24 protein-coding genes and 2 tRNA genes are annotated in these 25,650 nt (G+C 67.4%); 15 read left to right on the top strand and 11 right to left on the bottom strand.

The features are described from left to right. The first annotated feature begins 25 nt into the window (after nucleotides 1-25). The 3 genes from gltX (at nucleotide 26) to LQZ87_RS10135 (ending at nucleotide 2,757) form a co-directional block, all read left to right on the top strand. Entirely contained in the window at nucleotides 26-1,531 is a 1,506-nt protein-coding gene (gene gltX / locus LQZ87_RS10145; RefSeq protein WP_230103344.1) for a glutamate--tRNA ligase, read from the top strand. A 94-nt stretch (nucleotides 1,532-1,625) separates the two neighbouring features. Continuing rightward, nucleotides 1,626-1,697: transfer RNA gene (locus tag LQZ87_RS10140), tRNA-Gln, on the top strand. 76 nt (nucleotides 1,698-1,773) lie between these two features. After that, a complete protein-coding gene (locus LQZ87_RS10135; protein ID WP_230103343.1) occupies nucleotides 1,774-2,757 on the top strand; it encodes a DNA topoisomerase IB in 984 nt (327 codons plus the stop codon). 3 nt (nucleotides 2,758-2,760) lie between these two features. On the opposite strand, the gene LQZ87_RS10130 is transcribed toward LQZ87_RS10135, so the two are convergent. Then, the gene (locus LQZ87_RS10130) at nucleotides 2,761-3,429 is read right to left on the bottom strand and encodes a M23 family metallopeptidase (RefSeq protein WP_230103342.1); all 669 of its coding nucleotides are present in this window, start codon (nucleotides 3,427-3,429) and stop codon (nucleotides 2,761-2,763) included. Between the two features lie 466 nt (nucleotides 3,430-3,895). Further along, nucleotides 3,896-4,099 (bottom strand): cold-shock protein, encoded by a 204-nt coding sequence (locus LQZ87_RS10125; protein ID WP_175986543.1) that lies wholly within the window; start codon nucleotides 4,097-4,099, stop codon nucleotides 3,896-3,898. Between the two features lie 219 nt (nucleotides 4,100-4,318). Between LQZ87_RS10125 and pepN the strand changes: the two genes are divergently transcribed. Next, on the top strand, nucleotides 4,319-6,808 hold the full coding sequence (gene pepN / locus LQZ87_RS10120) for an aminopeptidase N (RefSeq protein WP_230103341.1): 2,490 nt from the start codon (nucleotides 4,319-4,321) through the stop codon (nucleotides 6,806-6,808). Here the strand turns inward: pepN and LQZ87_RS10115 are convergent. Continuing rightward, the gene (locus LQZ87_RS10115) at nucleotides 6,793-7,320 is read right to left on the bottom strand and encodes a GNAT family N-acetyltransferase (protein WP_325471466.1); all 528 of its coding nucleotides are present in this window, start codon (nucleotides 7,318-7,320) and stop codon (nucleotides 6,793-6,795) included. The genes pepN and LQZ87_RS10115 overlap by 16 nt on opposite strands. Further along, nucleotides 7,317-7,955: an MBL fold metallo-hydrolase gene (locus LQZ87_RS10110; RefSeq protein ID WP_230103340.1), complete on the bottom strand. Its 639-nt coding sequence runs from the start codon at nucleotides 7,953-7,955 to the stop codon at nucleotides 7,317-7,319. The genes LQZ87_RS10115 and LQZ87_RS10110 overlap by 4 nt, the downstream gene beginning before the upstream one ends. Before the next feature lie 154 nt (nucleotides 7,956-8,109). Between LQZ87_RS10110 and LQZ87_RS10105 the strand changes: the two genes are divergently transcribed. After that, nucleotides 8,110-8,182, top strand: a tRNA-Glu gene (locus tag LQZ87_RS10105). Nucleotides 8,183-8,237: 55 nt separating this feature from the next. Here the strand turns inward: LQZ87_RS10105 and LQZ87_RS10100 are convergent. The 5 genes from LQZ87_RS10100 to LQZ87_RS10080 form a co-directional block, all read right to left on the bottom strand. Beyond that, nucleotides 8,238-9,473, bottom strand: coding sequence for an MFS transporter (locus LQZ87_RS10100; RefSeq protein WP_230103339.1), 1,236 nt, complete (start codon nucleotides 9,471-9,473; stop codon nucleotides 8,238-8,240). Between the two features lie 10 nt (nucleotides 9,474-9,483). Next, complete coding sequence (locus LQZ87_RS10095; protein WP_230103338.1) at nucleotides 9,484-10,032, bottom strand: helix-turn-helix domain-containing protein; 549 nt, start codon at nucleotides 10,030-10,032, stop codon at nucleotides 9,484-9,486. 59 nt (nucleotides 10,033-10,091) lie between these two features. Then, nucleotides 10,092-11,201: a DUF4349 domain-containing protein gene (locus LQZ87_RS10090; RefSeq protein ID WP_230103337.1), complete on the bottom strand. Its 1,110-nt coding sequence runs from the start codon at nucleotides 11,199-11,201 to the stop codon at nucleotides 10,092-10,094. Continuing rightward, entirely contained in the window at nucleotides 11,198-11,755 is a 558-nt protein-coding gene (locus LQZ87_RS10085; protein WP_230103336.1) for an RNA polymerase sigma factor, read from the bottom strand. The genes LQZ87_RS10090 and LQZ87_RS10085 overlap by 4 nt, the downstream gene beginning before the upstream one ends. Nucleotides 11,756-11,816: 61 nt before the next feature. Then, nucleotides 11,817-12,848, bottom strand: a complete 1,032-nt coding sequence (locus LQZ87_RS10080) for a TerC family protein (protein ID WP_230103335.1) — start codon at nucleotides 12,846-12,848, stop codon at nucleotides 11,817-11,819. Between the two features lie 342 nt (nucleotides 12,849-13,190). Here LQZ87_RS10080 and LQZ87_RS10075 point away from each other — a divergent pair, with 342 nt between their 5' ends. The 7 genes from LQZ87_RS10075 to LQZ87_RS10045 all read left to right on the top strand — a co-directional run bounded on the left by LQZ87_RS10075 (nucleotide 13,191) and on the right by LQZ87_RS10045 (nucleotide 20,754). After that, the gene (locus LQZ87_RS10075; protein ID WP_230103334.1) at nucleotides 13,191-14,183 is read left to right on the top strand and encodes a TerC/Alx family metal homeostasis membrane protein; all 993 of its coding nucleotides are present in this window, start codon (nucleotides 13,191-13,193) and stop codon (nucleotides 14,181-14,183) included. Between the two features lie 148 nt (nucleotides 14,184-14,331). Continuing rightward, the gene (gene leuC, locus LQZ87_RS10070; protein WP_230103333.1) at nucleotides 14,332-15,807 is read left to right on the top strand and encodes a 3-isopropylmalate dehydratase large subunit; all 1,476 of its coding nucleotides are present in this window, start codon (nucleotides 14,332-14,334) and stop codon (nucleotides 15,805-15,807) included. A gap of 2 nt (nucleotides 15,808-15,809) precedes the next feature. After that, a complete protein-coding gene (leuD, locus tag LQZ87_RS10065; RefSeq protein WP_230103332.1) occupies nucleotides 15,810-16,406 on the top strand; it encodes a 3-isopropylmalate dehydratase small subunit in 597 nt (198 codons plus the stop codon). A gap of 93 nt (nucleotides 16,407-16,499) precedes the next feature. Beyond that, nucleotides 16,500-17,867: a UDP-N-acetylglucosamine 1-carboxyvinyltransferase gene (gene murA, locus LQZ87_RS10060; RefSeq protein ID WP_230103331.1), complete on the top strand. Its 1,368-nt coding sequence runs from the start codon at nucleotides 16,500-16,502 to the stop codon at nucleotides 17,865-17,867. A 5-nt stretch (nucleotides 17,868-17,872) separates the two neighbouring features. Continuing rightward, nucleotides 17,873-18,628 (top strand): lysophospholipid acyltransferase family protein, encoded by a 756-nt coding sequence (locus LQZ87_RS10055; RefSeq protein ID WP_230103330.1) that lies wholly within the window; start codon nucleotides 17,873-17,875, stop codon nucleotides 18,626-18,628. Then, nucleotides 18,618-19,766 (top strand): NAD(P)H-dependent glycerol-3-phosphate dehydrogenase, encoded by a 1,149-nt coding sequence (locus tag LQZ87_RS10050; protein ID WP_230103329.1) that lies wholly within the window; start codon nucleotides 18,618-18,620, stop codon nucleotides 19,764-19,766. The genes LQZ87_RS10055 and LQZ87_RS10050 overlap by 11 nt, the downstream gene beginning before the upstream one ends. After that, nucleotides 19,672-20,754 (top strand): D-alanine--D-alanine ligase family protein, encoded by a 1,083-nt coding sequence (locus LQZ87_RS10045; protein ID WP_230103328.1) that lies wholly within the window; start codon nucleotides 19,672-19,674, stop codon nucleotides 20,752-20,754. Before LQZ87_RS10050 ends, LQZ87_RS10045 begins: the two co-directional genes overlap by 95 nt. Nucleotides 20,755-20,761: 7 nt before the next feature. Here the strand turns inward: LQZ87_RS10045 and LQZ87_RS10040 are convergent, their stop codons facing one another. After that, nucleotides 20,762-21,289, bottom strand: coding sequence for a DUF3515 family protein (locus LQZ87_RS10040; RefSeq protein ID WP_230103327.1), 528 nt, complete (start codon nucleotides 21,287-21,289; stop codon nucleotides 20,762-20,764). Nucleotides 21,290-21,312: 23 nt separating this feature from the next. Here LQZ87_RS10040 and thiL point away from each other — a divergent pair, with 23 nt between their 5' ends. Further along, the gene (gene thiL, locus LQZ87_RS10035) at nucleotides 21,313-22,308 is read left to right on the top strand and encodes a thiamine-phosphate kinase (RefSeq protein ID WP_230103326.1); all 996 of its coding nucleotides are present in this window, start codon (nucleotides 21,313-21,315) and stop codon (nucleotides 22,306-22,308) included. Here the strand turns inward: thiL and rsmD are convergent. Beyond that, on the bottom strand, nucleotides 22,278-22,856 hold the full coding sequence (rsmD, locus tag LQZ87_RS10030; RefSeq protein WP_230103325.1) for a 16S rRNA (guanine(966)-N(2))-methyltransferase RsmD: 579 nt from the start codon (nucleotides 22,854-22,856) through the stop codon (nucleotides 22,278-22,280). The genes thiL and rsmD overlap by 31 nt on opposite strands. A gap of 39 nt (nucleotides 22,857-22,895) precedes the next feature. On the opposite strand from rsmD, the gene LQZ87_RS10025 reads away from it, so the two are divergent. Together LQZ87_RS10025 and coaD are read left to right on the top strand one after the other, a co-directional pair. Next, nucleotides 22,896-25,076 (top strand): ATP-dependent DNA helicase RecG, encoded by a 2,181-nt coding sequence (locus tag LQZ87_RS10025; protein WP_230103324.1) that lies wholly within the window; start codon nucleotides 22,896-22,898, stop codon nucleotides 25,074-25,076. A gap of 27 nt (nucleotides 25,077-25,103) precedes the next feature. Then, nucleotides 25,104-25,601 carry a pantetheine-phosphate adenylyltransferase gene (gene coaD, locus LQZ87_RS10020; RefSeq protein WP_230103323.1) on the top strand — a complete coding sequence of 166 codons (498 nt, stop codon included), beginning with the start codon at nucleotides 25,104-25,106 and terminating at the stop codon, nucleotides 25,599-25,601. The last annotated feature ends 49 nt before the right edge of the window (nucleotides 25,602-25,650 follow it).

The following is a 25,650-nucleotide window of genomic DNA, read 5'->3' as shown; positions in this document are numbered from 1 at the left end:
CGCGCACGCGTAGGATTGAGGGGCTATGGCTACCCCGCATCCCCTCACCACCACCGCATCCGGTTCGGACGTCCGCGTCCGCTTCTGCCCGTCGCCGACGGGTCTGCCGCACGTCGGCCTGATCCGCACGGCGCTCTTCAACTGGGCGTACGCGCGCCACAACGGCGGCAAGCTCGTGTTCCGCATCGAAGACACCGACGCCGCGCGTGACAGCGAGGAGAGCTACCAGCAGCTGCTGGACGCGCTGCGCTGGATGGAGATCGACTGGGACGAGGGCGTCGAGGTGGGTGGCCCGCACGCGCCGTACCGCCAGTCGCAGCGCCACGACATCTATCGTGAGGTCATCGACAAGCTGCTCGCCGCAGGGGCCATCTACGAGAGCTTCTCCAACGCGGACGAGATCGACGCCCGCAACGAGGCGAACGGTCGCGCCAAGCAGCTCGGCTACGACAACCACGACCGCGATCTCACCGACGAGCAGAAGGCGGCATTCCGCGCCGAAGGACGCCAGCCGGCGCTGCGCCTGCGCGTGCCGGACGAGGATCTCACCTACGTCGACCTGATCCGCGGCGAGGTCACATTCCCCGCCGGATCCTTCCCCGACTTCGTCGTCGTGCGGCCCAACGGCATCCCGCTCTACACCTTCGTCAACCCGGTGGACGACGCGCTCATGGGTATCACCCACGTGCTGCGCGGCGAGGACCTCATGCCCTCGACGGCGCGCCAGCTCGCGCTGTACGCGGCGCTCGTCGACGCCGGCGTCACGACCTTCGTCCCGCGCTTCGCGCACATGCCTCTCGTGCTGGGCGAGACCGGCAACAAGAAGCTCTCCAAGCGCGATCCGCAGGCCGATCTGTTCCTGCACCGCGACCGCGGATTCATCCACGAGGGCCTGCTGAACTACCTCGCGCTTCTGGGCTGGTCGATCGGCCCCGACCGCGACGTCTTCTCGCTCGACGAGTTCATCGCGGCCTTCGACATCGAGAACGTGAACCCGAACCCGGCACGATTCGACCAGAAGAAGGCCGAGTCGATCAACGGCGATCACATCCGGATGCTGGGAGAGAAGGACTTCGCCGAGCGGACCATCCCGTACCTCGCTGCAGCCGGCCTCTTCGACGAGCCGACGCACGAGCAGCTGGTGCTCGCGTTCCGCGTCGCACCGCTCGTGCAGGAGCGCGTGCAGCTGCTCGGGGATGTGCCCGGCATGGTCGGATTCCTGTTCGTCGACGAGGTCTCGTACGACGCGGACGCGCTCAAGGGTCTGCCGGCGAACGCCGCCGAGGTCGTGGAGGCGTGCGTGGCGGCTCTGCAGCCCGTCTCGGAGTTCACCCCGGAGAAGATCCAGGATGCTCTCGCCACGGCTCTGGTCGAGAACCTCGAGCTCAAGCCACGTGTCGCCTATGGTCCGCCGCGTGTCGCGATCACCGGTCGTCGAGTCTCACCGCCCCTGTTCGAGTCGATGGAACTGCTCGGGAAGGACGAGTCGCTCCGGCGCCTGGTCGCGCTGGCCGAGCACCTGCGCGGCTGAGCCGCACGACTCGCCCGAGAGCCCGGCCGCGTTTTGGCGGCACCGCCGAAGTCGGGTAGAGTAGTACCTCGGTGCGAGGCTCCGGTTTCGCCCTTGGGGTATGGTGTAATTGGCAACACAGCGGTTTCTGGTACCGCCATTCTTGGTTCGAGTCCAGGTACCCCAGCAGTGAAAGAACCCCCGCTCAGGCGGGGGTTTTCTGCTGTTCGGAGCACGAGTGCCGCGAGTATGATTCAGGAACCATGAGCCGCATACCCCGGCTGCCGATCACGCGGCAGGACGTCGCCGGACAGACCGTCTATCGCGATGGTCGCCGGCGGATCACCGCCGCGCGCGAGATCGCGCGGATCGAGAAGCTCGCGATACCGCCGGCCTGGACGGACGTCGAGATATCGCGCTCATCGTCGTCCAAAGTGCTCGCCAGGGGCATCGACGCGGCAGGACGCACGCAGACGCTCTACGGACCGTCATACCGCCGGCGGCAGGAGAAGAAGAAGTTCGCACGCGTCCTGCTCTTCGCCGAGCGCCTGCCACGGCTGCGCAAGCAGGTCGAGAAGGATCTGCGGCGTCGACGGCTCGACGAGGACAAGGTCGTGGCCTGCGTGGTCAAGCTGATCGACCAGGAGTTCTTCCGCGTCGGCAATGCCGAGTACGCGCGTGCGTACGGCCACTACGGTGTCACGACGCTCCGGCGGAAGCACACGGACGTCTCCTCGACGAAGGTGACGTTCGACTACGTAGGTAAGAGCGGGAAGCGGCATGTCAAGACCGTGCGTGATCCGCAGCTCGTCCGGGTGCTCGCACAGCTGGAGCAGATGCCCGGGCACGAGATCTTCCGGTTCTTCGACGAGGACGGCATCCTGCACGACGTCGACAGCAAGCGCGTGAACGCATACGTCAAGCGGCATATGGGGGAGGAATTCACCGCGAAGGACTTCCGCACGTGGGGCGGCACGCTGCTCGCGACGTCGGCGCTGCTCGCGCTGGAGAGCGACGACGACACGGCGGGCGCCGCGGTGGTGCGTGATGTGATCGCTGACGTCGCTGAGCGTCTGGGTAACACGCCGGCCGTGACGAGGGACTCCTACATCGATCCGCGTGTGTTCGGCGCGTTCGAGGACGGCGTCACGATTCCAGCCGTGCGCCGAGCGATGTCGCGGATGCGGCCGCGCAAACACCTCACCGTCGAAGAGCAGTGCGTGCTGAAGGTGCTGCAGAAGCGCTGAGCGTCAGCGCACGTTGGCGGAGAGCCAGGGCATCGGGTCGACCGGCGTGCTGTCGACATGCACCTCGAAGTGCAGGCACGAGCCGAAGACGTATCCCGTCGAGCCGACGTCGGCGAGGTAGTCGCCGGCCTGCACGCAGTCGCCGACCTGGACGGCGCGGCTGCCGTTGGTCATGTGCGAGTAAACGGTGCTGACCGAACGCCCGTCGAGGATGCTCTCGATCTGGATCGTCACGCCGTAGCCCTGGTAGCTCTCGGTGGAGCGCGAGACACAGCCGTCCATCGCCGCACGGATCGGAGTGCCGACCGGGGCTGCGAAGTCCTGGCCGAGGTGGGACCGGCCGGGGCGCGAGGCGCCGAAGCCATCGGTGAACGAGTAGGTGCCCGCTGCCATCGGCATGAGAACCTCATCGGCGATCGGAATGTCCACGGCACTGGCCAGAGGCATGCCCGCCGACAACGCTGCGGCGACCGCCTGCGAGCGCGTCTCCTCGATCTCGGCCGGCGTCGTGGCCGAGAAGTTGCCCCGAGGGGCGATCTCAGCGCGGATCTCGTCCGTCGAGCTGTACGACTGGGGGTTCGCGGCCGCTTCGGTCGTGACGTTGAGACCGGTGGTCGCCGCCACGGGATCGGCATCGGGGTTGAGCGCGGGGAGCGCTGCACCCGTGATCATCGCGCCGACGGCGAGCGTTGCTCCCAGCGCCTTCGTCTTGGCCCACGGGCGATGCGTATGGCCCGTGCGGCGCGGCTTGTGTCGCGAGGCAGGAGCCGACGGCGCCGTGCGAGCGGCTGCGCGCGGTGCGGTGGGTGCTGCCGCGGAGGCGTCCTGCTCAGAAGCGGCAGTGGGTGCTGCCGGCCGCTGCGCGTCGGGGGTCGACGAGCGGCGCAGGTCTCGCCGCAGCTGCGGTCGAGGCGTGACGGGGCTGGTGGCCGAGGCGAGTTCGGGCGCGCGCTCGGGTAGTGCTGAAGTCGTGAGGGATCCTTCCGGCAGAGCAGGATTGCTCGTCGTCGATCCCTTCGGGTGGGACCGTTACCGTTCTGTAATGTACGCGTTACCGTCGACGATCGTCAAGTCGAGCCGTGACATGGCAAAGGCCCGGTTCCGCGAAACTGCGGCACCGGGCCTTCAAAAGCTCGGATCAGAGCGGACGAATGTTCGTCGCCTGGGGGCCCTTGGGGCCCTGCTCCGTGTCGAACTCGACCTTCTGCGCTTCCTCGAGGTTGCGGTAGCCGGACGACTGGATCGCGCTGAAGTGCGCGAAGACGTCGGCAGAGCCGTCATCGGGAGCGATGAAGCCGTAGCCCTTGTCGGAGTTGAACCATTTGACAGTGCCAGTGGCCATGCTGTGTTTCCTTTGGTGTTCGGTGGGCCGATCATCGACCCGTCAGCCGCGCGTTGAACTGGTGCGGCGGTGTCAGAAACTCCCGGGAAGCGGCGTAGAAGCGGCGTGGCATGCCCGAGAGGGTGAGGTAGATGAAGGCGGACGAACACGTCCAGCCTAACGGATGCGCCGCTGAACGTCAGCCCCTGGTTCTCTCGGCCGGCATGAAACGATGGTGCCATGACCTCAGCGAACCTGACCAGGGAAGAGACGGCTGCACGATCTGCGCACGTCACCGTCCACGAGATCCGCGTCGAGCTCGACCTCCGTCAGGCACGCGACCTGGCGCGGACGGGCTTCGGATCCACCACCACGCTGAGCTTCGACGCCACGACCCCGGACACCTGGATCGACTTCATCGGCGAAGACATCCAGCGGGTCACGGTCAACGGCACGGACCAGCCGGTCGAGTACGACGGTGCTCGCGTCACGATCAGGGGCCTCGCGGCATCCAACACGGTGACGATCGAAGCCACAGGCAGCTACTCGCGATCCGGCGAGGGTCTGCACCGGTTCGTGGATCCCGTCGACGGCGAGACGTATCTCTACACGCAGTACGAGCCTGCCGACGCGCGACGCGTCATGGCCTGCTTCGAGCAGCCGGACATGAAGGCCGCATACACGTTCGTCGTCCACGCGCCGATCGGCTGGCACGTGCTGTCGAACCAGAGCGCCGTCAGCGTCTCCGAGCAGGGCGAGGTGCAGACCGTCGAGTTCGCGCCGACGCTGCCGCTGTCCAGCTACATAACCTCCGTCGCAGCCGGGCCGTATCACCGTGTCGACGCGGAATGGACGCGCGGCGACCAGGTCGTCGCCCTCGGAGTGCTGTGCCGGCCATCGCTCGCGGAGTTCCTCGAAGCGGACGAGATCATCGAGGTGACGAAGCAGGGCCTCGACTTCTTCACCGACGCGTTCGCGTTCCCGTACCCCTGGGGCAAGTACGACCAGATCTTCGTGCCCGAGTACAACCTCGGCGCGATGGAGAACCCAGGGCTCGTGACCTTCACCGAGGCGTACCTGTCACGCGGAGCCGCGACCGACGCGCAGCGCGGCGGCAGAGCCAACACGATCCTCCATGAGATGGCGCACATGTGGTTCGGCGACCTCGTCACGATGCGGTGGTGGGACGACCTCTGGCTCAAGGAGTCGTTCGCCGACTACATGGGCGCGCACGCCTCGGCCGCCGCGACGCGCTTCACCGACGCCTGGGTCCGCTTCGCAGCGAACCGCAAGTCGTGGGCGTATCAGCAGGATCAGCTGCCGACGACGCATCCGATCGTGGCTGACATCACCGACCTCGAAGCGGCCAAACTGAATTTCGACGGCATCACCTACGCCAAGGGCGCCGCCGTTCTCAAGCAGCTCGTCGCCTTCGTCGGCGAGGAGAACTTCTTCGAGGGCGCTCGTCGGTACTTCGCCGCTCACGCCTACGGCAACACGACGCTCGAGGACCTGCTGGTCGAGCTCGAAGCGGCATCGGGTCGCGATGTGCGCGCCTGGTCTCGGGCCTGGTTGGAGACCACCGGCATGTCGACGATCCGGCTGGAGGACGCCGGCGACGGGCAGGTCCTCGTGCAGAGCGACCCTCGGCCGCACCGGCTGCGTGTCGGCCGCTACCAGCTCGCAGAGGGGACCCTGACACGGCGGGAGGCGATCGAAGTCGATCTGTCCGACGAGCGGGCAGCGATCGACGTCGGAGGCGCCGACCTCGTCCTCATCAACGACGACGACCTCACCTATGCCAAGGCACGTCTCGATGCGCGTTCCCTCGACGCCGTCGAACAGGCGCTGTCGACACTCGAACCATTGCCGCGCGCCCTCGTGTGGTCGTCGCTGTGGAACGCCACCCGCGACGGCGAGCTCTCGACCGCTCGCTACCTGGCGATCGTCGGCGCCCACGCGCCGGCAGAGGACAACATCGGCCTCCTCGCGGGCGTTCTCGCCAACGCTGCGCATGCCATCGGACACTACCTGCCGGATGCTGCGCGCCAGGATGCCGGGCGCGCCTGGCTGGAGACGACCTGGGCGTCGCTTCAGAACGCCGAGCAGGGGAGCGATGCCCAGCTGTCGTGGGCGCGCGCGTTCGCCGCCGCGGCGGCGATGGATGCCGGCAGAGCCGCAGACGTACGAGGCATCCTCGACGGCGACGCCCCTGCCGGTCTGCGCATCGATCCCGATCTCCGCTGGGAACTGATGATCGCCCTGTGCACGACAGGTCACGCCGATGCCGACGACGTCGCAGCCGAGCTCGAACGCGACGGCACCGCCAGCGGCCGTACCGCCTCCGTGCGCGCGCTGTGGTCGCAGCCGCTCGCCGAGTCTCGCCTGGTCGCCTGGCATGCGGCCTGGGAGGACGAGTCGCTCAGCAACGATCATCTCAGCGCGACGATCGGCGGCGTGCGCGCCGGCGGCCGCCGAGATCTCATCGCATCACTGGACGCGGGCTACTTCGAGCGGATCGCGGGCGCGTGGCAGAACCGGAGCATCGAACTCGCCCGCAGGCTCGTGCTCGGGCTGTTCCCGGCATCCGAAGATCTCGTCCTCGTCGACGGCTGGCTCGCGGCCAATGAATCGGCCCCCGCGGCGCTCCGTCGCCTCGTGATCGAACAGCGGGACAACCTCGCCCGCGACCTGCGAGTGCGTGCCGCGCAGGGTCAGTTCGACGGCTGAGGCTCGACGGTCACCCCCATGACCGTGCGCACGATCCACGGGTGCGCATGGTCATCGGCGATGTGCGTCATCCCGAGGTGCTCTGCGACGCGTCGCGACGCGGTGTTGTCGGGGTGGATGATCGCGGTGAGAAGCGTCGGCGCGAACTCGTCCCTGACGAGCTCTAGGCAGGCAAGGGCGGCTTCGGTCGCCAGGCCCCGTCCCTGGAGGCCGCGGCGGACGTGGTACCCGATCTCGCGGACCGGGGTCTCGTTGTACGACTGCCACGTGATGCCGCAGTCGCCGACGAACTCGCCGCCGTGGGTCTCGACGAGCCACAGGCCATGACCGTCGATCGCGTAGCGCTCCTGCATGCGTTCGATCCACTCTACGCTCTCATCGCGCGTCTTCGGCGCCGGGTAGAACGTCATGACCTCCGGGTCTCCGAGGAGCGCGGCCATGTCGTCGAGATCGGCAGGAGTCATCTCGCGGAACCGCAACCGCGCGGTGGGAGCGGGGAGCAGCCTGTTCACAGGTCGAGTGCATCGCCGGGGTCGAGCTCGAAGAACTCGCCGCCGTTCTGCTCGGTCGCCCACTGCAGCCGCTGACGGTGCATGTTGCGGCCGATGACCGACAGGGTCATGTCGTGCACGGCGAAGGCCCGACGGGGCCGAACCGCCAGGACGAAGTCCATGGCTTCGCCGATCTTGAGCCACGGCGCCCCTGCCGGCGCTGCAAGAGTGTCGACATCGACTCCCTCAGGAACGGCGTACGAGTCGCCGGGGTAATACAGCTGGTCGTTCACCAGCACGCCGACGTTCTGCACGAGCGGGATCGAAGAGTGGATCAGAGCGTGCTCGCCGCCGAAGAAGCGCAGCGTGAAGCGTCCTGCGGTGACAGTGTCGCCGGGGGCGACGACGGTGATCTCGTAGTCGGTCGCAGCCGCAGCCACGCCTGCGGGAGCGAAGATCGGCGTGCCGGGGGCCGCCCGCAGGATGCGGTCGAGGTGCTCAGGCGTCCAGTGGTCCGGGTGCTCGTGCGTGAGCACCACGCCGATCACGCTGGACAGCTCATCGAGCGGTGTGGTGAACGAGCCGGGGTCGATGATCAGGCTTTCGCCGCTCTCATCGAGACGGAGGGCGGCATGTTCGTGCTTCGTTACGCGCATACCAAGAGTCAACTCCGTTCCGGCGGCCGCGGCAAACATGGTTCGGGAGAGACGCGCCCGGGAATCGCGAGCCTCTCGCCTCGATTTTGCGGACTCGAAAACCTCATGGCATACTTGAACGGTTGTCGCGGGACGGAAACGCTCCGCAAGGCCTGGCCCCATCGTATAGCGGCCTAGTACGCCGCCCTCTCACGGCGGTAACGCGGGTTCGAATCCCGCTGGGGTCACAACACGGAAAACCCCCGGTTCTGCCGGGGGTTTTCGCGTATCCGGAGGCCGCGATCAGGTCGCTCGCAGCGTCAACTCGCGGAACTGCCGATTGCGCAGCGGGAAGACCATCATGCCCACCAGCGCGATGCCGAACACCACGAACGCGATCCAGGTCGCGGTCGCCGCAGCCAGCGCTCCGAAAGCTGCCATGGCCAGTGGCATGAACACGTCGTCGCCGAGCCGGGTGATCGCACTCATCCGGCCCAGGTACGCGGTGTCGATCGTCGCCGCGAACGTGGCGCTCAGCAGCACGGATGCGAAACCAGCAGTGAGGCCGATGACGAGACTGCCGACACCGGTCAGCCACAGCGGCCCGACTCCGATCAGGATGATCCCGACGCCCTGCACGACGAGCGCCGAGAATCCGCCGAGGGCTTCGTGACGCGGCCGCCACTTCGCGACCGTGATCGCACCGAGAGCCGCGCCGAGTCCGATCAGCGCCTCGAAGATGCCCACCGCCTGTGCTCCCCAGCCCTCGTCGTGCGCTCGCAGTGCGATCCCGATGCCCGTCGCCGGCCCGACCGCGAGATTGAGACCGGACAGTGCGATCACGAGGGTGCGTGTCGTCGGAGCATCCTTCAGGTGTGTGAACCCGCGCGCTATGCCGCGCAGCGCCGACTCCCGATCTGCCCTGGCCAGCGCGAACCTGGGCCGAAGCCAGATCGCGATGAAGGCGATGACGAGCGCGAAGGTTACGGCATTGATCGATGCGCTGCCGACGAGGCCGGCGTACGCGACGAGGAATCCGCCGAGCGCCGCGCCGCCCATTGTCCCGAGTCTGGTGGCCGTCTGCATCACCGCGCTGTATGACGGCAGATCCTCCACCCGGACGAGCTGCCGACCGATCGTCGCCGCCGACGGCTCGTAGAACGCGTCGCACGCGCCGAAGGCGATCGCGGCGAGCAGCAGCACCAGCACGGTCGGCGGATGCCCGAGCACCCACAGGGCGACGCCGACCAGCACCGCGACCCGCAGCACGTTGAACGCGATCATCACGTGGCGGGCATTGGCTCGATCGGCGAGGACGCCGCCGAAGAGCAGGATGACGGCGCGCGGCACGGTGCCTGCCGCGACGATGAGGCCGGCGATCGCCGGTGAGGTGATCTGCACCGCGGTCCACGCGAGCGCGATGCTCCAGATCGCATCGCCGGCGTCGGACAGCGCCTTCACGACGATCCACGCGTGGACCGTGAGGTCGCGGGAGAAGCGAGGAGGCTCGCGCAGCAGGGTCGGTTCTGTGGCGGTCATGGTTTGGTGGTCACGGTGCGGTCGGGAATCCGTGTGCGAAGACGAACACCGGGCGCCGTTCGACGCCATCCGTACTGTCGATGGAGCGACGCCACGTCTCGATCGTCGCGGACACGGCTGCCGACAGCGCCGCGAGTTCGTCGGAAGACGCCCAGGTCAGCGTGTCGGAGCTGAAGGCCGCTCGGCTCCACGCCGGGTCGGCGTTCCCGCTGCGATGCCAGGCCGACAGCCTTCCGATCTGCGTGTTGATGTTGGCGCGCTCAGCCCCGCGAGCGAGCATCGCGTCGGCGGGGGAGTCGGCGAAGTCGTCGACCGACCAGCTGAAGCTCGTCCTGGACGGCTGCCACCAGCTGGTGCGTTTGTCGCCCGTCGGATCGTCCGCGCGCTCGATGATGCCCGCGCGTTCCAGCATCCGCAGGTGATGGCTGATGCTGCCGACCTGCTGCTCGAGCGCGCGCGCCAGCGTCGTCACCTGACTCGCGCCGTACAGACCGAGGTAGTCGACGATGCGCCTGCGCATCGGGTGATGCACGGCCGTTATCGCCTCGATGGGTTCCATGGCACCCACGCTAAGCGCGGGAGACAGTTCTCACAAGACTTCTTGTATACCCCGAGAAATCAGGGAATATCGGATGCTGCGACGGTGCGACGGCGCCTGCGGATGATCCACCACACGATCAGCGCGATCACTCCGGCGACGGCGAGCCACGGCAGCAGGAACCCGAGAGCGATGACCAGGGCGTTGAGCGAGGCGATCAGTCCGTTCCACCCCGCCAGCAGTCCGTCCGCGAAGCCGGCAGGCTCGGCCGGTGCCACTGTCGTCGCCTCGGTCAGCTGCACCTGCAGCGACGACAGCGCCACCTGATCCTCGAGGGCGACGAGCTGCTGGGTGTACGACTCGAGCTCCGCCTGACGGTCGGTGAGCGCCACCTCGGCATCGATGAGCTCGGAGACCGAGCCGGACTGCGACATCAGCTCCGTCAGGCGATCGACCGAAGCCTGAGTCGCCTTGACGCGAGCACGGAGATCGATGGCCGAAGACGTGACGTCCTGCTTCGCGGTGGACGACGACAGCACAGTGCCGGTGTCGGCCAGAGCGGCGATCACGTCGGTGAGATCGTCCGCAGGCACGCGGACGCTGACCCACCCGTACACGCCCTCGGGCGCCGGCATGCTCACATCGGTCGACGTGCTCCCGTCGGTCGACAAGCCGGATGCCGAGAGGTTCGTGGCTTCGACGTAGCCGCCGTGCTCGTCCGCGAGGCCCGCGATCTCGTCCGCGGCAGCCGCGATATCCCGCACCCGGACGGTCGCCCCGGCACTGGCGATGATCTCCCGCCCGCTCTGGTCCGCCTCGGCCGCGGCATCCATGGATGCGCCCTCCGGTACTGCCATGCCGGCGCTGTCGCCCGCGGAAGTGTCGGCCGCTCCGCCGGCCGAGCCGTCCGAGACGAACGCGACATCGCCGGAGCTCCCTGCCGTGGTGTTCGTGACGTTCAACAGCGGAGGGGTGATCATGACGCCGACGACGAAGGCCGCGGCGATGCCGACCGCGGTCAGCCACCCACGACGACGTGTGCGACGCTTCGCGGGCACGGCGGCGGATGCCAGAGCCGGTGCGCGGTCGGCGGCGATATCGGCGAGCACCGCCTTCTCGATCCTGTCGATGCTCGCCTGTGGCAGCTCGGGCAGCTGTGCTGCGGCATCCGCTGGAATCTGATCGTTCATGCGTCTCTCACTTCATCGACGGCGCTCCGCAGTTGCGTGCGCACACGGGAGAGACGGTTCCGAACCACACCGGTCGACACGCCGAGCTCGTCCGCTGCCGCCTGATAGGCGTACCCCTCAGCCGCGCACAGCCGGAAGATCTCGCGGTCGAGCTCTCCGAGTGTGCCGATCTCGTCGGCGATGCGCTCGGCCAGCGCCGCTGTGATCACCTGCTCCTCGACGTTCACGGTGTCCGGGAGGCTCTCATCGGCCGCATCCGTCGTGTGCGCCTGATCGGTGCGACGCCTGCGCAGCCGATTGGCCGCCTGGAATCGGCAGATCGTAGCCAGCCACGGCAGCAGGGAGTCGCCGGCGATCTGGAGGCCGGGGAGCTTCCGCCACGCGGTGACGAAAGTCTCCTGCGTCACATCCTCCGCATCAGTGGAGGAGCGGAGGATGCCGTGGGCGATCCAGTAGACCGGACGCACGTGTGCGCGGTACAGCTCGCGGAAGGCGCTCTCGTCGCCTGCCGCAGCGCGCGACGTGAGGTTCTGGTCTTCGGACCGTTCCGACATCCGGTTCCTTTCGGTGTCTCTCACTGGAGAGTGTCGCGCGATGCCTCATCGTCTCAGAAGATCAGTCGCGCATGGAAACTTCCTCGTGAGCGCCGTCGGCGGATGATGCGATCGGGGCGCCGCTTCGACGGCCGTTCGCCCGGGTCTTCAGCAGGCTGGCGGCGGTCGCGACGGCGATCGTCAGGCCGATGAACATCAGGGAGAACCAGATGGGGATCTCCGGAGCCCAGAGAATCGGCTCTCCGCCGTTGATGAACGGCACCTCGTTGACGTGCATCGCGTGCAGCACCAGCTTCACGCCGATGAAGGCGAGAATGACGGCGAGGCCCTGCGCGAGATACACCAGACGCTCGAGCAGGCCTCCGACGAGGAAGTAGAGCTGACGCAGGCCCATCAGGGCGAACGCGTTCGCGGTGAAGACGATGTACGCCTCCGAGGTGAGACCGTAGATCGCGGGGATCGAGTCGAATGCGAAGACGAGGTCGATGAACCCGATCGCGACGATGGTCAGCAGCATCGGCGTGACCCAGCGCTTGCCGTTCTTCTTCACCGTGAGCTTGTCGCCGTGGTACTCGTCGGTCACCGGCAGGACGCGCCTGACCGATCGGACGAACCAGCTGTCCGTCGGGTCGCTCTCCCCGTGACTGAAGGCCTGACGATAGGCCAGGGCCAGCAGCAGGGCGCCGAATAGATAGAACACCCACGCACCGCTCTCGATGAGCGCCGCGCCGAGGGCGATGAACACGCCGCGCATGATGAGCGCGATCACGATGCCGATCATCAGCACCTTCTGCTGATAGATCTTCGGTACAGCGAACCCGGTCATCACGATCAGGAAGACGAAGAGGTTGTCGATCGACAGCGCCTTCTCGGTGAGGTACCCGGCGAAGTACTCTCCGCCGTACGTCCACCCCGACACGACGCCGATGCCGACGCCGAAGAGCAGGGCGAGACTGATGTAGAAAACCGACCAGCGGGCGGATTCCGCGATGGTCGGCTCATGCGGCTTGCGGACGTGAGCGAAGAACTCGTAGACGAAGAAGGCGACCGTGATGAGGATCGTGACGCCCCAGACGAGCGGGGTGATGTTCAAGAGGAGCTCCAATACCTGGCGTGACGGAATCACTGCCAAGGTCTTCTCCATTCCCGATCGGGAACCGGTGACCCGGGATGCGACATGCATCCGTAATGACGAGCCGACCGTGTCGGAGTACTCCCCTTGCACCCGAAAGGTTACACGAACTCTCCAGGAGTCGGCTGCACGTGAGCCCGCCGCGATTCCTCGGCTAGCATCTACTGAGCGAGAGGGAGTATCCCGATTCTCTGCGTTCGTCATCACGAGCATCGACGGTGTTGCTCCGGGCGCGGGCCGCGTATCGTGCGGGGGAGAGACTTTCGAACCATTGCCGACCCTCTCGAAAGGTGCAGTACGCCCTTGAACATCCCCGTGTGGTTCGAGATCACAGCCCTCGTGGTCCTGAGCGTCATCCTCCTCGCTGACCTGCTCCTCATCCTGAAGCGTCCACACATTCCGTCGACCAAGGAGTCCGCGCTCTGGGTCGCGTTCTACGTGACGCTGGCGCTGATCTTCGCGGCCGTGCTGTTCTTCATCGGCGACTCGAAGACCTCGCTCGACTTCCTCACCGGCTGGGCGATGGAGTACAGCCTCTCGATCGACAACCTGTTCGTGTTCGTGCTGATCATGACCCAGTTCTCGGTGCCGCGGCGCTACCAGCAGGAAGCACTGATGGTTGGCATCATCATCGCCCTGGTGCTGCGCGCGATCTTCATCGTGATCGTGGGCGCCGCCGTCGAGCACCTCAGCCCGATCTTCTACGTGTTCGGCGCCTTCCTCGTTTACACCGCCATTCGACAGGCGATGCCTGAGAAGCATGAGGACGACGAGAAGACAGAGGGATTCATCATCCGTCTGCTGCGTCGCGGCATCGACATCAGCGACGAGTACGACGGCCCGAAGATCCGCACCGTCGTGAACGGCAAGAAGATGTGGACGCCGATGCTCATCGTGTTCGTGTCTCTCGGCGTCACCGACCTGATGTTCGCGGTCGACTCGATCCCGGCGATCTTCGGTGTGACACAGGATCCGTTCATCGTCTTCACCGCGAACCTGTTCGCGCTCATGGGTCTGCGCCAGCTCTACTTCCTGCTCGGCGGTCTGCTCGAGAAGCTGAAGTACCTGCACTACGGAGTCGCGTTCATCCTGGGCTTCATCGGCGTGAAGCTCGTGCTGCACGCGATGCACGAGAACGAGTTGCCGTTCATCAACGGGGGCCAGCCGATCGAGTGGGCTCCGGACATCAACAACTGGGTCTCGCTGGGTGTCATCTTCGCGTCGATGGCGGTAGCCACCGTCGCCAGCCTCATCGCTTCGTCACGCGAGAAGCGCGCGGCCGCACTGACCGAGTGACCGTGCCGACCACCCGCCTCCAGCATGTAAACTGACCGACATGCGGCGGGTGGTTCTTCTCCTTAGCGGCCGCGACGAGACCTCGATCTAGGCCTTCCTCGTCGCGGCGTCCAGCGTGGCCGAACCGCCGAATACTGGAGATACCGACATGACCGAAGCTTCATCGAATCGTCCGCGGACCCTCGCCGAGAAGGCCGCCAAGCGCACGCTGGCGGAAAAGGTCTGGGACGACCACCTCGTCGTAAAGGGCGAGAACGGCGAGCCCGACCTGATCTACATCGATCTGCACCTCGTCCACGAGGTCACCAGCCCGCAGGCGTTCGACGGGCTCCGCTCAGAGGGGCGTCCGCTCCGACGCCTCGACCTGACGATCGCGACCGAGGACCACAACACGCCGACCCTCGAGATCGACAAGCCCATCGCGGATCTCACCAGCCGCACGCAGATCGAGACGCTGCGTCGCAACGCCGAGGAGTTCGGTGTCAGGCTGCACTCGCTCGGCGACGCCGAGCAGGGCATCGTCCATGTCGTCGGCCCCCAGCTGGGGCTCACGATGCCCGGCATCACGGTGGTGTGCGGCGATTCGCACACCTCGACGCACGGTGCGTTCGGCGCCATGGCCTTCGGTATCGGCACCAGCGAGGTCGAGCACGTCATGGCGACGCAGACGCTGCCGCTGAAGCCGTTCAAGACCATGGCGATCAACGTCGAGGGCGAGCTGAAGCCCGGCGTCTCGGCGAAGGACATCATCCTCGCCGTCATCGCGAAGATCGGTACCGGTGGCGGTCAGGGATACGTGCTGGAGTTCCGCGGCAGCGCCATTCGCGCGCTGTCGATGGAAGGGCGCATGACGATCTGCAACATGTCGATCGAGGCCGGCGCGCGCGCCGGCATGGTCGCCCCCGACGAGACGACGTTCGCCTACGTGCAGGACAAGCCGCACGCGCCGCAGGGCCAGGATTGGGAGGACGCGGTCGCCTACTGGCGCACGCTCCCGACGGACGACGGCGCGACCTTCGATGCCGAGGTCGACATCGACGCGGACGAGCTCGAGCCGTTCGTCACGTGGGGTACCAACCCCGGACAGGGCAGCTCGCTGTCCTCGACGGTTCCGAACCCCGCCGAGATCGCCGACGCGAACGAGCGGGCAGCTGCAGAGCGTGCGCTGGAGTACATGGATCTCGTACCGGGCACCCCTCTGAAGGAGGTGCCGGTGGATGCCGTCTTCATGGGCTCGTGCACGAACAGCCGCATCGAGGACCTCAGGGCGTTCGCCTCCATCATCAAGGGACGCACGAAGGCAGAGGGCGTGCGCGTCATGGTCGTGCCCGGCTCCGCGCGGGTTCGGCTGGAGGCCGAGGCCGAGGGCATCGACCAGATCGTCAAGGACTTCGGAGCCGAGTGGCGCTTCGCCGGATGCTCGATGTGCCTGGGGATGAATCCGGATCAGCTGGCCCCTGGCGAGCGTTGCGCCTCCACATCGAACCGCAACTTCGAGGGACGACAGGGCAAGGGCGGCCGAACGCATCTCGTGTCGCCGCTGGTGGCCGCAGCCACCGCTGTGCGGGGGACGCTGTCGAGCCCGAGCGACCTCGAGACCGCACGCGAGCTGGTGGGAGCCTGAGCATGGAGAAGTTCACGACGCACACCGGTGTCGCCGCGCCCCTGAAGCGCTCGAACGTCGACACCGACCAGATCATCCCCGCCGTGTTCCTCAAGCGGGTCACCAAGACCGGCTTCGACGACGCGCTGTTCCACGCCTGGCGCCAGGACCCGGACTTCGTGCTCAACCAGGAGCCGTTCCAGGGGGCGTCCGTACTCGTCGCCGGCTCCGACTTCGGCACGGGATCCAGCCGTGAGCACGCCGTGTGGGCGCTGCGCGACTTCGGCTTCAAGGTCGTGCTGAGCCCTCGTTTCGCCGATATCTTCCGCGGAAACTCCGGCAAGCAGGGGCTGCTGGCGGCCACCATCTCCGAAGACGACCTCGAGCGCATCTGGGCCGCCATCGATGCGAATCCGGGCACGTCCATCACCGTCGATCTCGAGGCGCGCACCGCCGCGATCGCGGATTTCCAGGCTCCCATCGACGTCGACGATTACACTAGATGGCGGCTCCTCGAAGGGCTCGATGACATCGGGCTCACGCTGCGCAACGAAGACAAGATCGCTCAGTTCGAGGCCCGCCGCGAGTCGTGGCGGCCACGTACGCTCCCTGTTCGCTGACACCAGTCCGCCGACACCGAGCATCGTGAGCCTGGGGCATCCTCGCCCCGGCGGCTGCCGCCGCGACCGTGAAGACGAAGTGAGGCTCATCGAATGACCGCTACTGTGCGCGCTGACCTCCAGGATGGGGTGTCTGCTTTGACCGGAGATGTGCTGGCGATCCGCGGCGGACGACCGCTGCGTGGACGAGTTGACGTGAAGGGCGCGAAGAACCTCGCTACCAAGGCGATGGTCGCCGCGCTCCTCGGCGAAGAACCCAGCATCCTCCGCGACGTCCCCGATCTCAGCGACGTCGCCGTGGTCCGCTCACTCCTCGAGGTGCACGGTGTGCGCGTCACCGAGGGGGACGAGCCGGGCACGTTGCACCTCGACCCGAGCGACGTCGAGTCCGCCCACATGGAGGAGATCGACGCGCACGCCGGTGCATCCCGCATTCCGATCCTGTTCTGCGGACCGCTGCTCCACCGTCTCGGCCAGGCCTTCATCCCCGATCTCGGCGGCTGCCGCATCGGCGACCGCCCGATCGACTTTCACCTCGACGCCCTCCGCAAGTTCGGCGCCGTCGTCGAAAAGCTGCCCAGCGGCATCCGTCTCTCGACGAGAGACGGCCGCCTGCACGGTGCGAACATCCACCTGCCGTACCCGAGCGTCGGAGCCACGGAGCAGGTGCTCCTGACCGCCGTCCGCGCCGAGGGCACGACCGAGCTGCGCAACGCGGCCATCGAGCCCGAGATCATGGACCTGATCGCCGTGCTCCAGAAGATGGGCGCGATCATCTCGTACGAGCCGAACCGCGTCATCCTCATCGAGGGTGTCGAGAAGCTCCGCGGCTACGACCACCGGTCGATCTTCGACCGCAACGAGGCTGCGTCGTGGGCATCCGCGGCCCTCGCCACAGACGGCGAGATCTTCGTCGGCGGGGCGAAGCAGCAGGAGATGCTGACGTTCCTCAACGTCTTCCGCAAGGCGGGCGGATGGTTCGACATCCGCGAGGACGGCATCCTGTTCCGTCGTGACGGCGACGTGCGCCCCGTCGTCGTCGAGACCGACGTGCACCCCGGGTTCATGACCGACTGGCAGCAGCCGCTCGTGGTCGCTCTGACCCAGGCGAAGGGCCGCTCCGTCGTCCACGAGACGGTGTACGAGAACCGGATGGGCTTCACCCAGGCTCTCGTGAAGATGGGCGCCGACATCGTCGTTCACCCGCACGGGCTGCAGGACGGGCCCCGTCGCGTGCCGCGTCGCGAGCTCGAGCAGGCAGCGGTCATCACAGGCCCGACGCCGCTGCACGGCGCCGACATCGTCGTGCCGGACCTGCGCGGTGGGTACAGCCACGTCATCGCGGCGCTCACGGCGACCGGCGAGTCGAAGGTGTCCGGTGTCGACATCCTCAGCCGCGGCTACGAGAAGTTCCTGGCCAAGCTCGACGCCCTCGGCGCCGACTTCGACGTCATCGGCTGACCCGCATGGCCCCCGCGTCGCCGGAGAAGTCTCGGCCGAGCCTGTTCTGGCTTCTCGCCGTCATCGTGGTGCCCTTCGTCTCCTATCTGTCGAAGATGCGCTTCACCGATCGTGAGAAGCTGCCGATGAGCGGCTCGTTCGTTCTCGCACCCAACCACTACTCGGAGTTCGATCCGCTGATCGTCGCCGCCGCCGTGTGGAAGCTGGGCCGCGCCCCGCGCTTCATGGCGAAGGAGAGCCTGTTCCGTGTCCCCGTGGTCGGCGCGGCTCTGCGCGGGACGGGCATGGTTCCCGTCGCGCGGTCGTCATCGCGCACGGCATCCGCTCAGACGATCGCACAGTCGCGCGAGATCGTCGAGAACGGGCGCGGCGTCATCGTCTACCCCGAGGGGACGCTCACCCGCGACCCTGAGCTGTGGCCCATGCGCGGCAAGTCCGGCGCCGTCCGTCTCGCGATGGCCGGCGGCATCCCGCTGATCCCGATGGCGCAGTGGGGCACGCAGAACATCATGGGGCGCTATCAGAAGGGCCTCAAGCTGTGGCCGCCGCGCAAGCCCGTGGACATCATCTTCGGCGACCCGGTCGACCTCAGCGATCTGAAGGATCGGCAGAACGAGCCGGCGGCGATCAACGAGGCCACCGACCGTCTCATGAACGCGATCACCGCCCTGCTCGAACAGGTAAGACACGAGAAGGCACCCGCCAAGCGCTGGAATCCTGCGGACCACGGGCAGAAGGAGACCGGTCGCCTTGACGTCTAGGAAGCCGACTCGTAAGAACGCCAGCGTCCACGGTCCCCGCGTGACGGTCATCGGCGCCGGGAGCTGGGGCACCACCTTCGGCAAGATCCTCGCCGATGGCGGGGCAGAGGTCACCATGTGGGCGCGCCGCCCAGAGCAGGCGCTCGAGATCGCCGAGGGCAAGCGCAACTCGAAGTACCTCCCCGGCATCAACCTGCCGCGGACGATGACCGCCACGCACGACCTGTCCACGGCGATCGACGGAGCGGATCAGGTCTACCTGTCAGTGCCGAGCCAGTCGCTGCGCGAGAACCTCAAGGCCGTGCGTCCGCTGCTCGAAAACTCCGAGATCCCCGTCGTCAGCCTCATGAAGGGCGTCGAACGCGCCAGCGGGCTGCGCATGAGCCAGGTCATCGAGCAGGAGCTCGCCTGCGACCCTGCACGGATCGCCGTGGCATCCGGTCCGAACCTCGCCCTCGAGATCGCCCGAGAGCAGCCCACGGCTGCCGTGATCGCGTCCCTCAGCCAAGAGACGGCCGAGACGATCGCACGCGCCGCGCGCAACTCGTACTTCCGCACCTTCGTGAACACCGACGTGATCGGCACGGAGTTCGGCGGCGTCCTGAAGAACCTCATCGCGGTCGCCATCGGCATCGTCGACGGCGTCGGATACGGCGAGAACACCAAGGCCTCGATCATCACGCGCGGCCTGGTCGAGATGACCGACTTCGCCGTCGCCAACGGCGCCAAGCCCGAGACGCTGCAGGGTCTCGCCGGCCTCGGCGACCTCATCGCGACCTGCCAGTCACCGCTCAGCCGGAACAACACCGCCGGGCGGCTCCTCGGACAGGGATACGGCTATCAGGACGTCGTCAAGCAGATGAACCAGACCGCTGAGGGCCTGGCATCCGTTGCGCCGATCCTGCAGCTGGCGCGCGAATCAGACGTGCACATGCCCATCGTGGAACAGGTGAAGATGGTGCTCGACGGCAGGATGAATCCCCGCGACATCGCACCCCACCTCACCACGGACGACGACACTCCCCAGGAGGAGAGAAGCAATCATGGACAAGCAGACGGTGGTGGTGCTCTTCGGCGGGCGTTCCAGCGAGCATTCCATCAGTTCCGCGACGGCGGGCGGAGTACTGGACGCGATTGATCGAGAGCGCTACGACGTGATCCCGGTCGGGATCACGCGCGACGGGGCGTTCGTCCTGGAGTCTGACGACCCGAAGAAGTTCGCGCTGGATGCCGCGCACCTGCCCGAGGTCGTCGACAACGGATCACGGGTGCTCTGGCCGGAGCCGGGCGGAACACGGACCCTGCGCGTCGTCGACGCGGATGGGACGATCCGCGATCATGGTGCGATCGACGTCGTGCTGCCGATCCTGCATGGAACGCACGGAGAGGACGGCACGATCCAGGGCTTCTTCGACACCCTGGAGGTGCCGTACGCCGGTGGTGGCGTGCTGGACTCCGCGCTGTGCATGGACAAGCACTTCATGAAGGTCGTGCTCGCGTCCGCCGGGATCGCAGTCGCTCCGTGGGAGACGGTTCGCCGTGCGGACTGGGCGAAAGATGCTGCGCAGTCGCGCACGCGGATCGAGAAGCTCGGCCTGCCCCTGTTCGTCAAGCCCGCCCGCGCCGGTTCCAGCGTCGGCGTCTCGAAGGTCTCCGATCTCGCCGAACTCGACGCGGCGCTCGAGATCGCCTTCGCCGAAGACGAGAAGGTACTCGTCGAGACCGGGGTGACCGGGCGTGAGATCGAGGTGGCCATCCTCGAGACAGCCGACGGTGTCAGGGCCTCGCTGCCGGGGGAGATCGTGCTCACCTCGCGCGGGTTCTACGACTTCGAGGGCAAGTATCTCGGCGGAGACGGGGTCGACGTCGTGTGCCCTGCCGAACTCAGCGATGCCCAGATCGCCGCGATCCAGGAAGTCGGCGTTCGATCGTTCGCGGCTGTCGACGGCCGCGGGCTCGCCCGCGTGGACATGTTCTTGACCGACGAGGGCGAGTTGATCGTCAACGAGCTGAACACGATGCCGGGGTTCACGCCGATCTCGATGTTCCCGAAGTGCTGGGTCGCGTCAGGACTCGGCTACGGCGACCTGATCAGCGAGCTGATCGAGGCGGGGCTGCGGCGCTGAGCCGGTCCTAGCTCGATGGCGTGCTGTCGAGCAGGTCCTGCACGTCCTGATCGAGCTCGTCCGGCTTCGTGCACTTGCCATCGGCGCGGATCGAGGTGATCGCCCCGACGAGCGCCCGACTGCTGATGACATCGTTGGAGCTCACGGCGCCGGTGTCGATGAACATCTGCACGGCGGGGTCGCGCCCGTATGTCGTCAGACGCAGGTACGGCGTCTCCGACGCATCCACGAGCCAATCGACCCCTTCGAGGGTCACGCACTGCAGATCGGCGGTGGGTCCCGGCACAGTGACCCCGCATCGCAGGATGATCGCCGAGTCGCCGGACGGCGCGCCCCACGCAGCTGTCGCCTGGGCGTCGGTCCAGCGGCGATCGAGGTCTGCGATGCTGTTCGCGTTCTTCAGCCCGACCGTGACATCCGCGCACTTCGGGTTGTTCGCGTCGGCCGCAGGCTCCAGGTGCACCGTGCTCGAGCAGCCGCCGAGAAGCGTCGCTCCCAGTAGCAGGACGGCGGCGACGGCAAGACGACGGGACATGATTCCAGGCTACCTTTGACTGCATGCCCTCCCGCTCAGCCGACGACGATCCGCGCCTCGGCGACGTCTCGGAAGGCACCGTCCTGCGTGCCATCCTCGCCCGTACAGCGCCCGCCTCTCACGCGATCCTCGGCCCTGGTGATGACGCCGCAGTGCTCGCGACACCGTCCGGCTCCGTGGTGGCGACCACCGACACCCTCGTGCACGGTCCCGACTTCCGTCTCGCCTGGTCGAGCGGGTACGACCTGGGGTGGAAGTCCGCTGCCGTGAACCTCGCGGACATCGCGGCGATGGGCGCTCGGCCGACCGGCCTGCTGGTCGCCCTCGCCGTTCCGCGTGACATGCGCCTGTCGTTCGTCGAGCAGCTCGCGGACGGCTTCCGCGCCGCGTGCGAGGCGCTGGCCCCCGGATGCTCCGTGATCGGCGGCGACCTGACCGTCTCGGATGTGCTGACGATCGCCGTGACCGCGCTCGGCGATCTGGAGGGCAGGAGTGCGGTCACGCGCGCAGGAGCACGCCCCGGAGACGTCGTCGCGGTGGCTGGCGAGCTCGGGCTCGCAGCCCGCGGCCTCGCGGTGCTGTTCGGCCGATTCCGCGATGGTGACACGCCGATCCCGGTGGATGCGGCCCGACTCGCGGATGGAGAGCGCGCAGCCGTCGATGCGCAGCTGCGCCCCGCACCGCCCATCGGTCTCGGCGGCGTCGCCGCGATGGCCGGCGCGACCGCGATGATGGACATCTCCGACGGGCTGGCGCTCGATGCGGGCCGGATGGCATCGGCATCCGCCGTCACGATCGATCTCTCGCGCGTGACGCTGGGCAGCGATCCGCAGCGCGCGCTGACAGGGGGCGAGGACCATGCGCTGCTCGCGACGTTCCCGCCCGACGTGCTGCCTCCCGGCTTCCGCGTCATCGGCGACGTGCGCGAGCGTGCCGAGGACGGCGTGCTGTGCGACGGGCAGCCGGTGGATGCTGCGGGATGGGACCCTTACCGCGACTGGGATGCCGCGACGGGCTGAGCCCACCACACGGCCGTGTCGCCGTAGGCCTTCTCGCGGAAGACCTCCAGGCCGGCTGCGGACACATCGGGTGGCGTCGAACGCCGTGCGCGCTCGATGACGACCACGGCATCCTCGGACAGCAGCGGACCGAGGGCCACGAGGTCAGCGGTCATCGCGACATCGTCGAGGTCGTACGGGGGGTCGGTGAAGACGAGGTCCCACTGTCCGCCGGCGCGCTTCAGGAACGGCAGGACGGCGCTCTCGTGCACACGGGCCGCAGCGCCGGACAGCGCCTTGGCGACCGCTGCCGCATTGCGCCTCACCACCGCAGCCGCGGGGCGGGACCGCTCGACCAGATCCGCACTCGCGGCGCCGCGGCTGAGCGCCTCGAGACCGAGGGCTCCTGAGCCGGCGTAGAGGTCGAGCACCCGGGCTCCGGAGACGGCGTCCGCGGATTCCAGCGCACCGAACAGCGACTCGCGCACGCGGTCACTGGTGGGCCGGGTCCCGCTGCCAGGCACTTCCAGGCGCAGTCCTCTCGCGTCGCCGGCGATGATCCTCGTCACCTCATCAGCGTAGTCCGTGGCGTTCTCTAGACTTCTGACATGGTCTTCTCGTTCGACACGCCGCTGGCGGAGGCCGTCGGCGGCACGGCTGCGAAGAAACTCGAGAGGGCATTCGAGATGCGCACCGTCGGCGACATGCTCGCGCATTATCCCCGTCGCTATGCCGACCCCGCCGAGCTCACGCCGATCCTCGATCTTCCCGTCGGCGAGACGGTCACGATCGTCGCCGAAGTGCTCTCATCGTCTGCGCGTCCGATGCGCAACCGCAACGGCGCGATGACCGATGTGATCATCGGCGACGGCCACGGTCGGGTGTCGCTGACCTTCTTCGCCAAGGGCATCAAACAGGCTGAGTGGCGCAGGGATCAGCTCCGCCCGGGGCGGCGCGGGGTGTTCTCCGGCAAAGTCGGGCTGTTCAACGAGGTCACGCAGTTCTCCCATCCTCAGTACGAGCTGTTCGACGACGACGAGGACCGCAGAACGCAAGTCGAGGAGCGCGCGCACCGGCCGATCCCGATCTATCCGGCGACGTCGGCGGTGGAGAGCGGGCAGTTCCGCGAGCTCGTCGAGAAGGTGCTGCCGGCGCTCGGCGATGTACCGGATCCGCTCACCGATTCGATGCGGGCCGCAGAGGGTCTTCTCGACGCGCGTACCGCACTCATTCAGGTGCATCGGCCCGAGACGAAGAGCGACGTCGCGCCCGCCGTTCGTACGATGCGGATGCACGAGGCGCTCGTGCTCCAGACGGCGCTGCTGCAGCAGCGCGCAGCCGTGCGCGCGCTGACGGCGACCCCACGGGCGGCGAAGCCCGGCGGACTCCTCGAACGGTTCGATGCGACGCTGCCGTACACGCTCACGCCCGATCAGCAGTCCGTCGGCGCCCGGGTCGCGGCCGACCTCACCGGCGAGTGGCCGATGAACAGACTCGTGCAGGGTGAGGTCGGCTCCGGCAAGACCCTCGTGGCACTCAGGGCGATGCTGCAGGTCGCCGAGTCAGGCGGACAATCGGCGCTGATCGCACCCACCGAGGTTCTTGCAGGGCAGCACCTGCGATCGATCACCAGGATGCTCGGACCCCAGCTCGCGCCCGAACTGATGCCGACACTGCTCACAGGGCAGATGTCTGCTCCCGAGCGTCGCAAGGCCGCACTGCGGGTCGCGGCGGGCCAGGCCCTCATCGTCGTGGGCACGCACGCCCTGCTGGGGGAGAAGACGACATTCGCCGAACTCGGACTGGTCGTGGTCGACGAGCAGCATCGGTTCGGCGTCGAGCAGCGCGAGGCGCTGCGTGCCAAGGGCTCGAGCCCGCACGCACTCGTGCTAACGGCGACGCCGATCCCTCGAACCGTGGCGATGACGGTATTCGGTGACCTCGACACCTCGGTGATCCGCACGATGCCGGCAGGGCGCGCCGGGATCCAGTCGTTCGTCGCACCGCTCGCCGAGCACCCCGGTTGGTTCCAGCGCGTGTGGGACCGTGCGGCGGAAGAGGTCGCGCAGGGCCGTCAGGTGTTCGCCGTCTGCGCCGCCATCGACACGACGAAGAAGACCGGCGCAGCCGAGGAGGACCAAGCCCTGCTGCCGACGGAAGAGGGGGCGACGGGCCCGCGCTGGGGCGTCGTGCAACTCGACGAGGCGCTGGCGACGCACCCGACGGTCGGCGGACTGCGCCGCGCCGTTCTGCACGGCAAGATGCCTTCGGACGAGAAGGATGCCGTGATGCAGGCCTTCGCACGCGGCGAGATCGACGTTCTCATCGCCACGACGGTGATCGAGGTCGGCGTCGACGTGCCGAATGCGTCCACCATGATCGTGCTGGATGCCGATCGCTTCGGCGTCTCACAGCTGCACCAGCTGCGCGGCCGCGTCGGCCGAGGCTCCGTCCCCGGACTGTGTCTGCTGGTGACCGAGGCGGAGGAAGGGACCATTGCGCGCGAACGGGTCGAAGCCGTCGCGGCCACCCTCGACGGCTTCGCTCTGGCCGAGGTCGACCTCGAACTGCGCGGGGAGGGCGACGTGCTCGGCTCGACGCAGTCCGGCGTTCGATCCTCGCTCCGCCTCCTGCGCGTCGTCAAGGACTCGAAGCTCATCGCCCGCGCCCGTGAGCTCGCCGAGGGGATACTGGAAGCCGATCCCACGCTCGCCGACCACTCCGGTCTGCGAGAGGTCATCGCGCGCCGGGTGACGGAGGAGGACCGCGCAGCGCTCGCGAAGAATTAGCCGAATGCGTGCAATAGGGTGAAAGGCATGAGCAGCCGGATCGCCGTCGTCCCTGGTTCTTTCGACCCGCCCACTCTCGGTCACCTCGACGTGATCCGTCGCGCGGCGAAGCTGTACGACGAGCTGCACGTGCTGGTCGTGCACAACCCCGGCAAGGAGGCGATGCTGCCGATCGCGCAGCGTCTGTCGCTGCTCGAGCAGTCCATTCAGGAGGACTGCATCGACGGCAACGTCGTCGTCGGGTCCTGGAGCATGGGACTCCTGGTCGACTACGCCCGCGACGTCAACGCCGGCGTCCTGGTCAAGGGCATCCGCTCTCAGATCGACGTCGCCTACGAGTCGCCGATGGCGATCGTCAACCGCCACCTCGCCGACATCGAGACCGTGTTCCTGCTGCCGGATCCCTCGCATGCGATGGTGTCGAGTTCGCTCGTCCGGCAGGTCGCCGGGCTCGGTGGCGACATCGCCCCGTTCGTCCCGCCCGCGGTCGCCGCTTTCCTCGACACGGGCGCCCGCAACCTCTGATACGCGTAGCATTGTCGTGTGAAGACTCGACTCAACGGACCCTTCGTGG

The sequence above is a fragment of the Microbacterium sp. Bi121 genome (assembly GCF_918698005.1).
GTDB lineage: Bacteria > Actinomycetota > Actinomycetes > Actinomycetales > Microbacteriaceae > Microbacterium.
The sequence above is the reverse complement of the archived record's forward strand: the minus strand, read 5'-3'. Positions and strand labels throughout refer to the sequence as shown.

What these genes read in the sequence shown, in the direction of transcription:
- gltX (WP_230103344.1), top strand. Translation starts at nt 26, where the DNA reads ATGGCTACCCCGCATCCCCTCACCACCACCGCATCCGGTTCGGACGTC.
- LQZ87_RS10135 (WP_230103343.1), top strand. Translation starts at nt 1,774, where the DNA reads ATGAGCCGCATACCCCGGCTGCCGATCACGCGGCAGGACGTCGCCGGA.
- LQZ87_RS10130 (WP_230103342.1), bottom strand. Translation starts at nt 3,429, where the DNA reads ATGATCACGGGTGCAGCGCTCCCCGCGCTCAACCCCGATGCCGATCCC.
- LQZ87_RS10125 (WP_175986543.1), bottom strand. Translation starts at nt 4,099, where the DNA reads ATGGCCACTGGCACTGTCAAATGGTTCAACTCCGACAAGGGCTACGGC.
- pepN (WP_230103341.1), top strand. Translation starts at nt 4,319, where the DNA reads ATGACCTCAGCGAACCTGACCAGGGAAGAGACGGCTGCACGATCTGCG.
- LQZ87_RS10110 (WP_230103340.1), bottom strand. Translation starts at nt 7,955, where the DNA reads ATGCGCGTAACGAAGCACGAACATGCCGCCCTCCGTCTCGATGAGAGC.
- LQZ87_RS10100 (WP_230103339.1), bottom strand. Translation starts at nt 9,473, where the DNA reads ATGACCGCCACAGAACCGACCCTGCTGCGCGAGCCTCCTCGCTTCTCC.
- LQZ87_RS10095 (WP_230103338.1), bottom strand. Translation starts at nt 10,032, where the DNA reads ATGGAACCCATCGAGGCGATAACGGCCGTGCATCACCCGATGCGCAGG.
- LQZ87_RS10090 (WP_230103337.1), bottom strand. Translation starts at nt 11,201, where the DNA reads ATGAACGATCAGATTCCAGCGGATGCCGCAGCACAGCTGCCCGAGCTG.
- LQZ87_RS10085 (WP_230103336.1), bottom strand. Translation starts at nt 11,755, where the DNA reads ATGTCGGAACGGTCCGAAGACCAGAACCTCACGTCGCGCGCTGCGGCA.
- leuC (WP_230103333.1), top strand. Translation starts at nt 14,332, where the DNA reads ATGACCGAAGCTTCATCGAATCGTCCGCGGACCCTCGCCGAGAAGGCC.
- leuD (WP_230103332.1), top strand. Translation starts at nt 15,810, where the DNA reads ATGGAGAAGTTCACGACGCACACCGGTGTCGCCGCGCCCCTGAAGCGC.
- murA (WP_230103331.1), top strand. Translation starts at nt 16,500, where the DNA reads ATGACCGCTACTGTGCGCGCTGACCTCCAGGATGGGGTGTCTGCTTTG.
- LQZ87_RS10055 (WP_230103330.1), top strand. Translation starts at nt 17,873, where the DNA reads ATGGCCCCCGCGTCGCCGGAGAAGTCTCGGCCGAGCCTGTTCTGGCTT.
- LQZ87_RS10045 (WP_230103328.1), top strand. Translation starts at nt 19,672, where the DNA reads ATGGACAAGCAGACGGTGGTGGTGCTCTTCGGCGGGCGTTCCAGCGAG.
- LQZ87_RS10040 (WP_230103327.1), bottom strand. Translation starts at nt 21,289, where the DNA reads ATGTCCCGTCGTCTTGCCGTCGCCGCCGTCCTGCTACTGGGAGCGACG.
- thiL (WP_230103326.1), top strand. Translation starts at nt 21,313, where the DNA reads ATGCCCTCCCGCTCAGCCGACGACGATCCGCGCCTCGGCGACGTCTCG.
- LQZ87_RS10025 (WP_230103324.1), top strand. Translation starts at nt 22,896, where the DNA reads ATGGTCTTCTCGTTCGACACGCCGCTGGCGGAGGCCGTCGGCGGCACG.
- coaD (WP_230103323.1), top strand. Translation starts at nt 25,104, where the DNA reads ATGAGCAGCCGGATCGCCGTCGTCCCTGGTTCTTTCGACCCGCCCACT.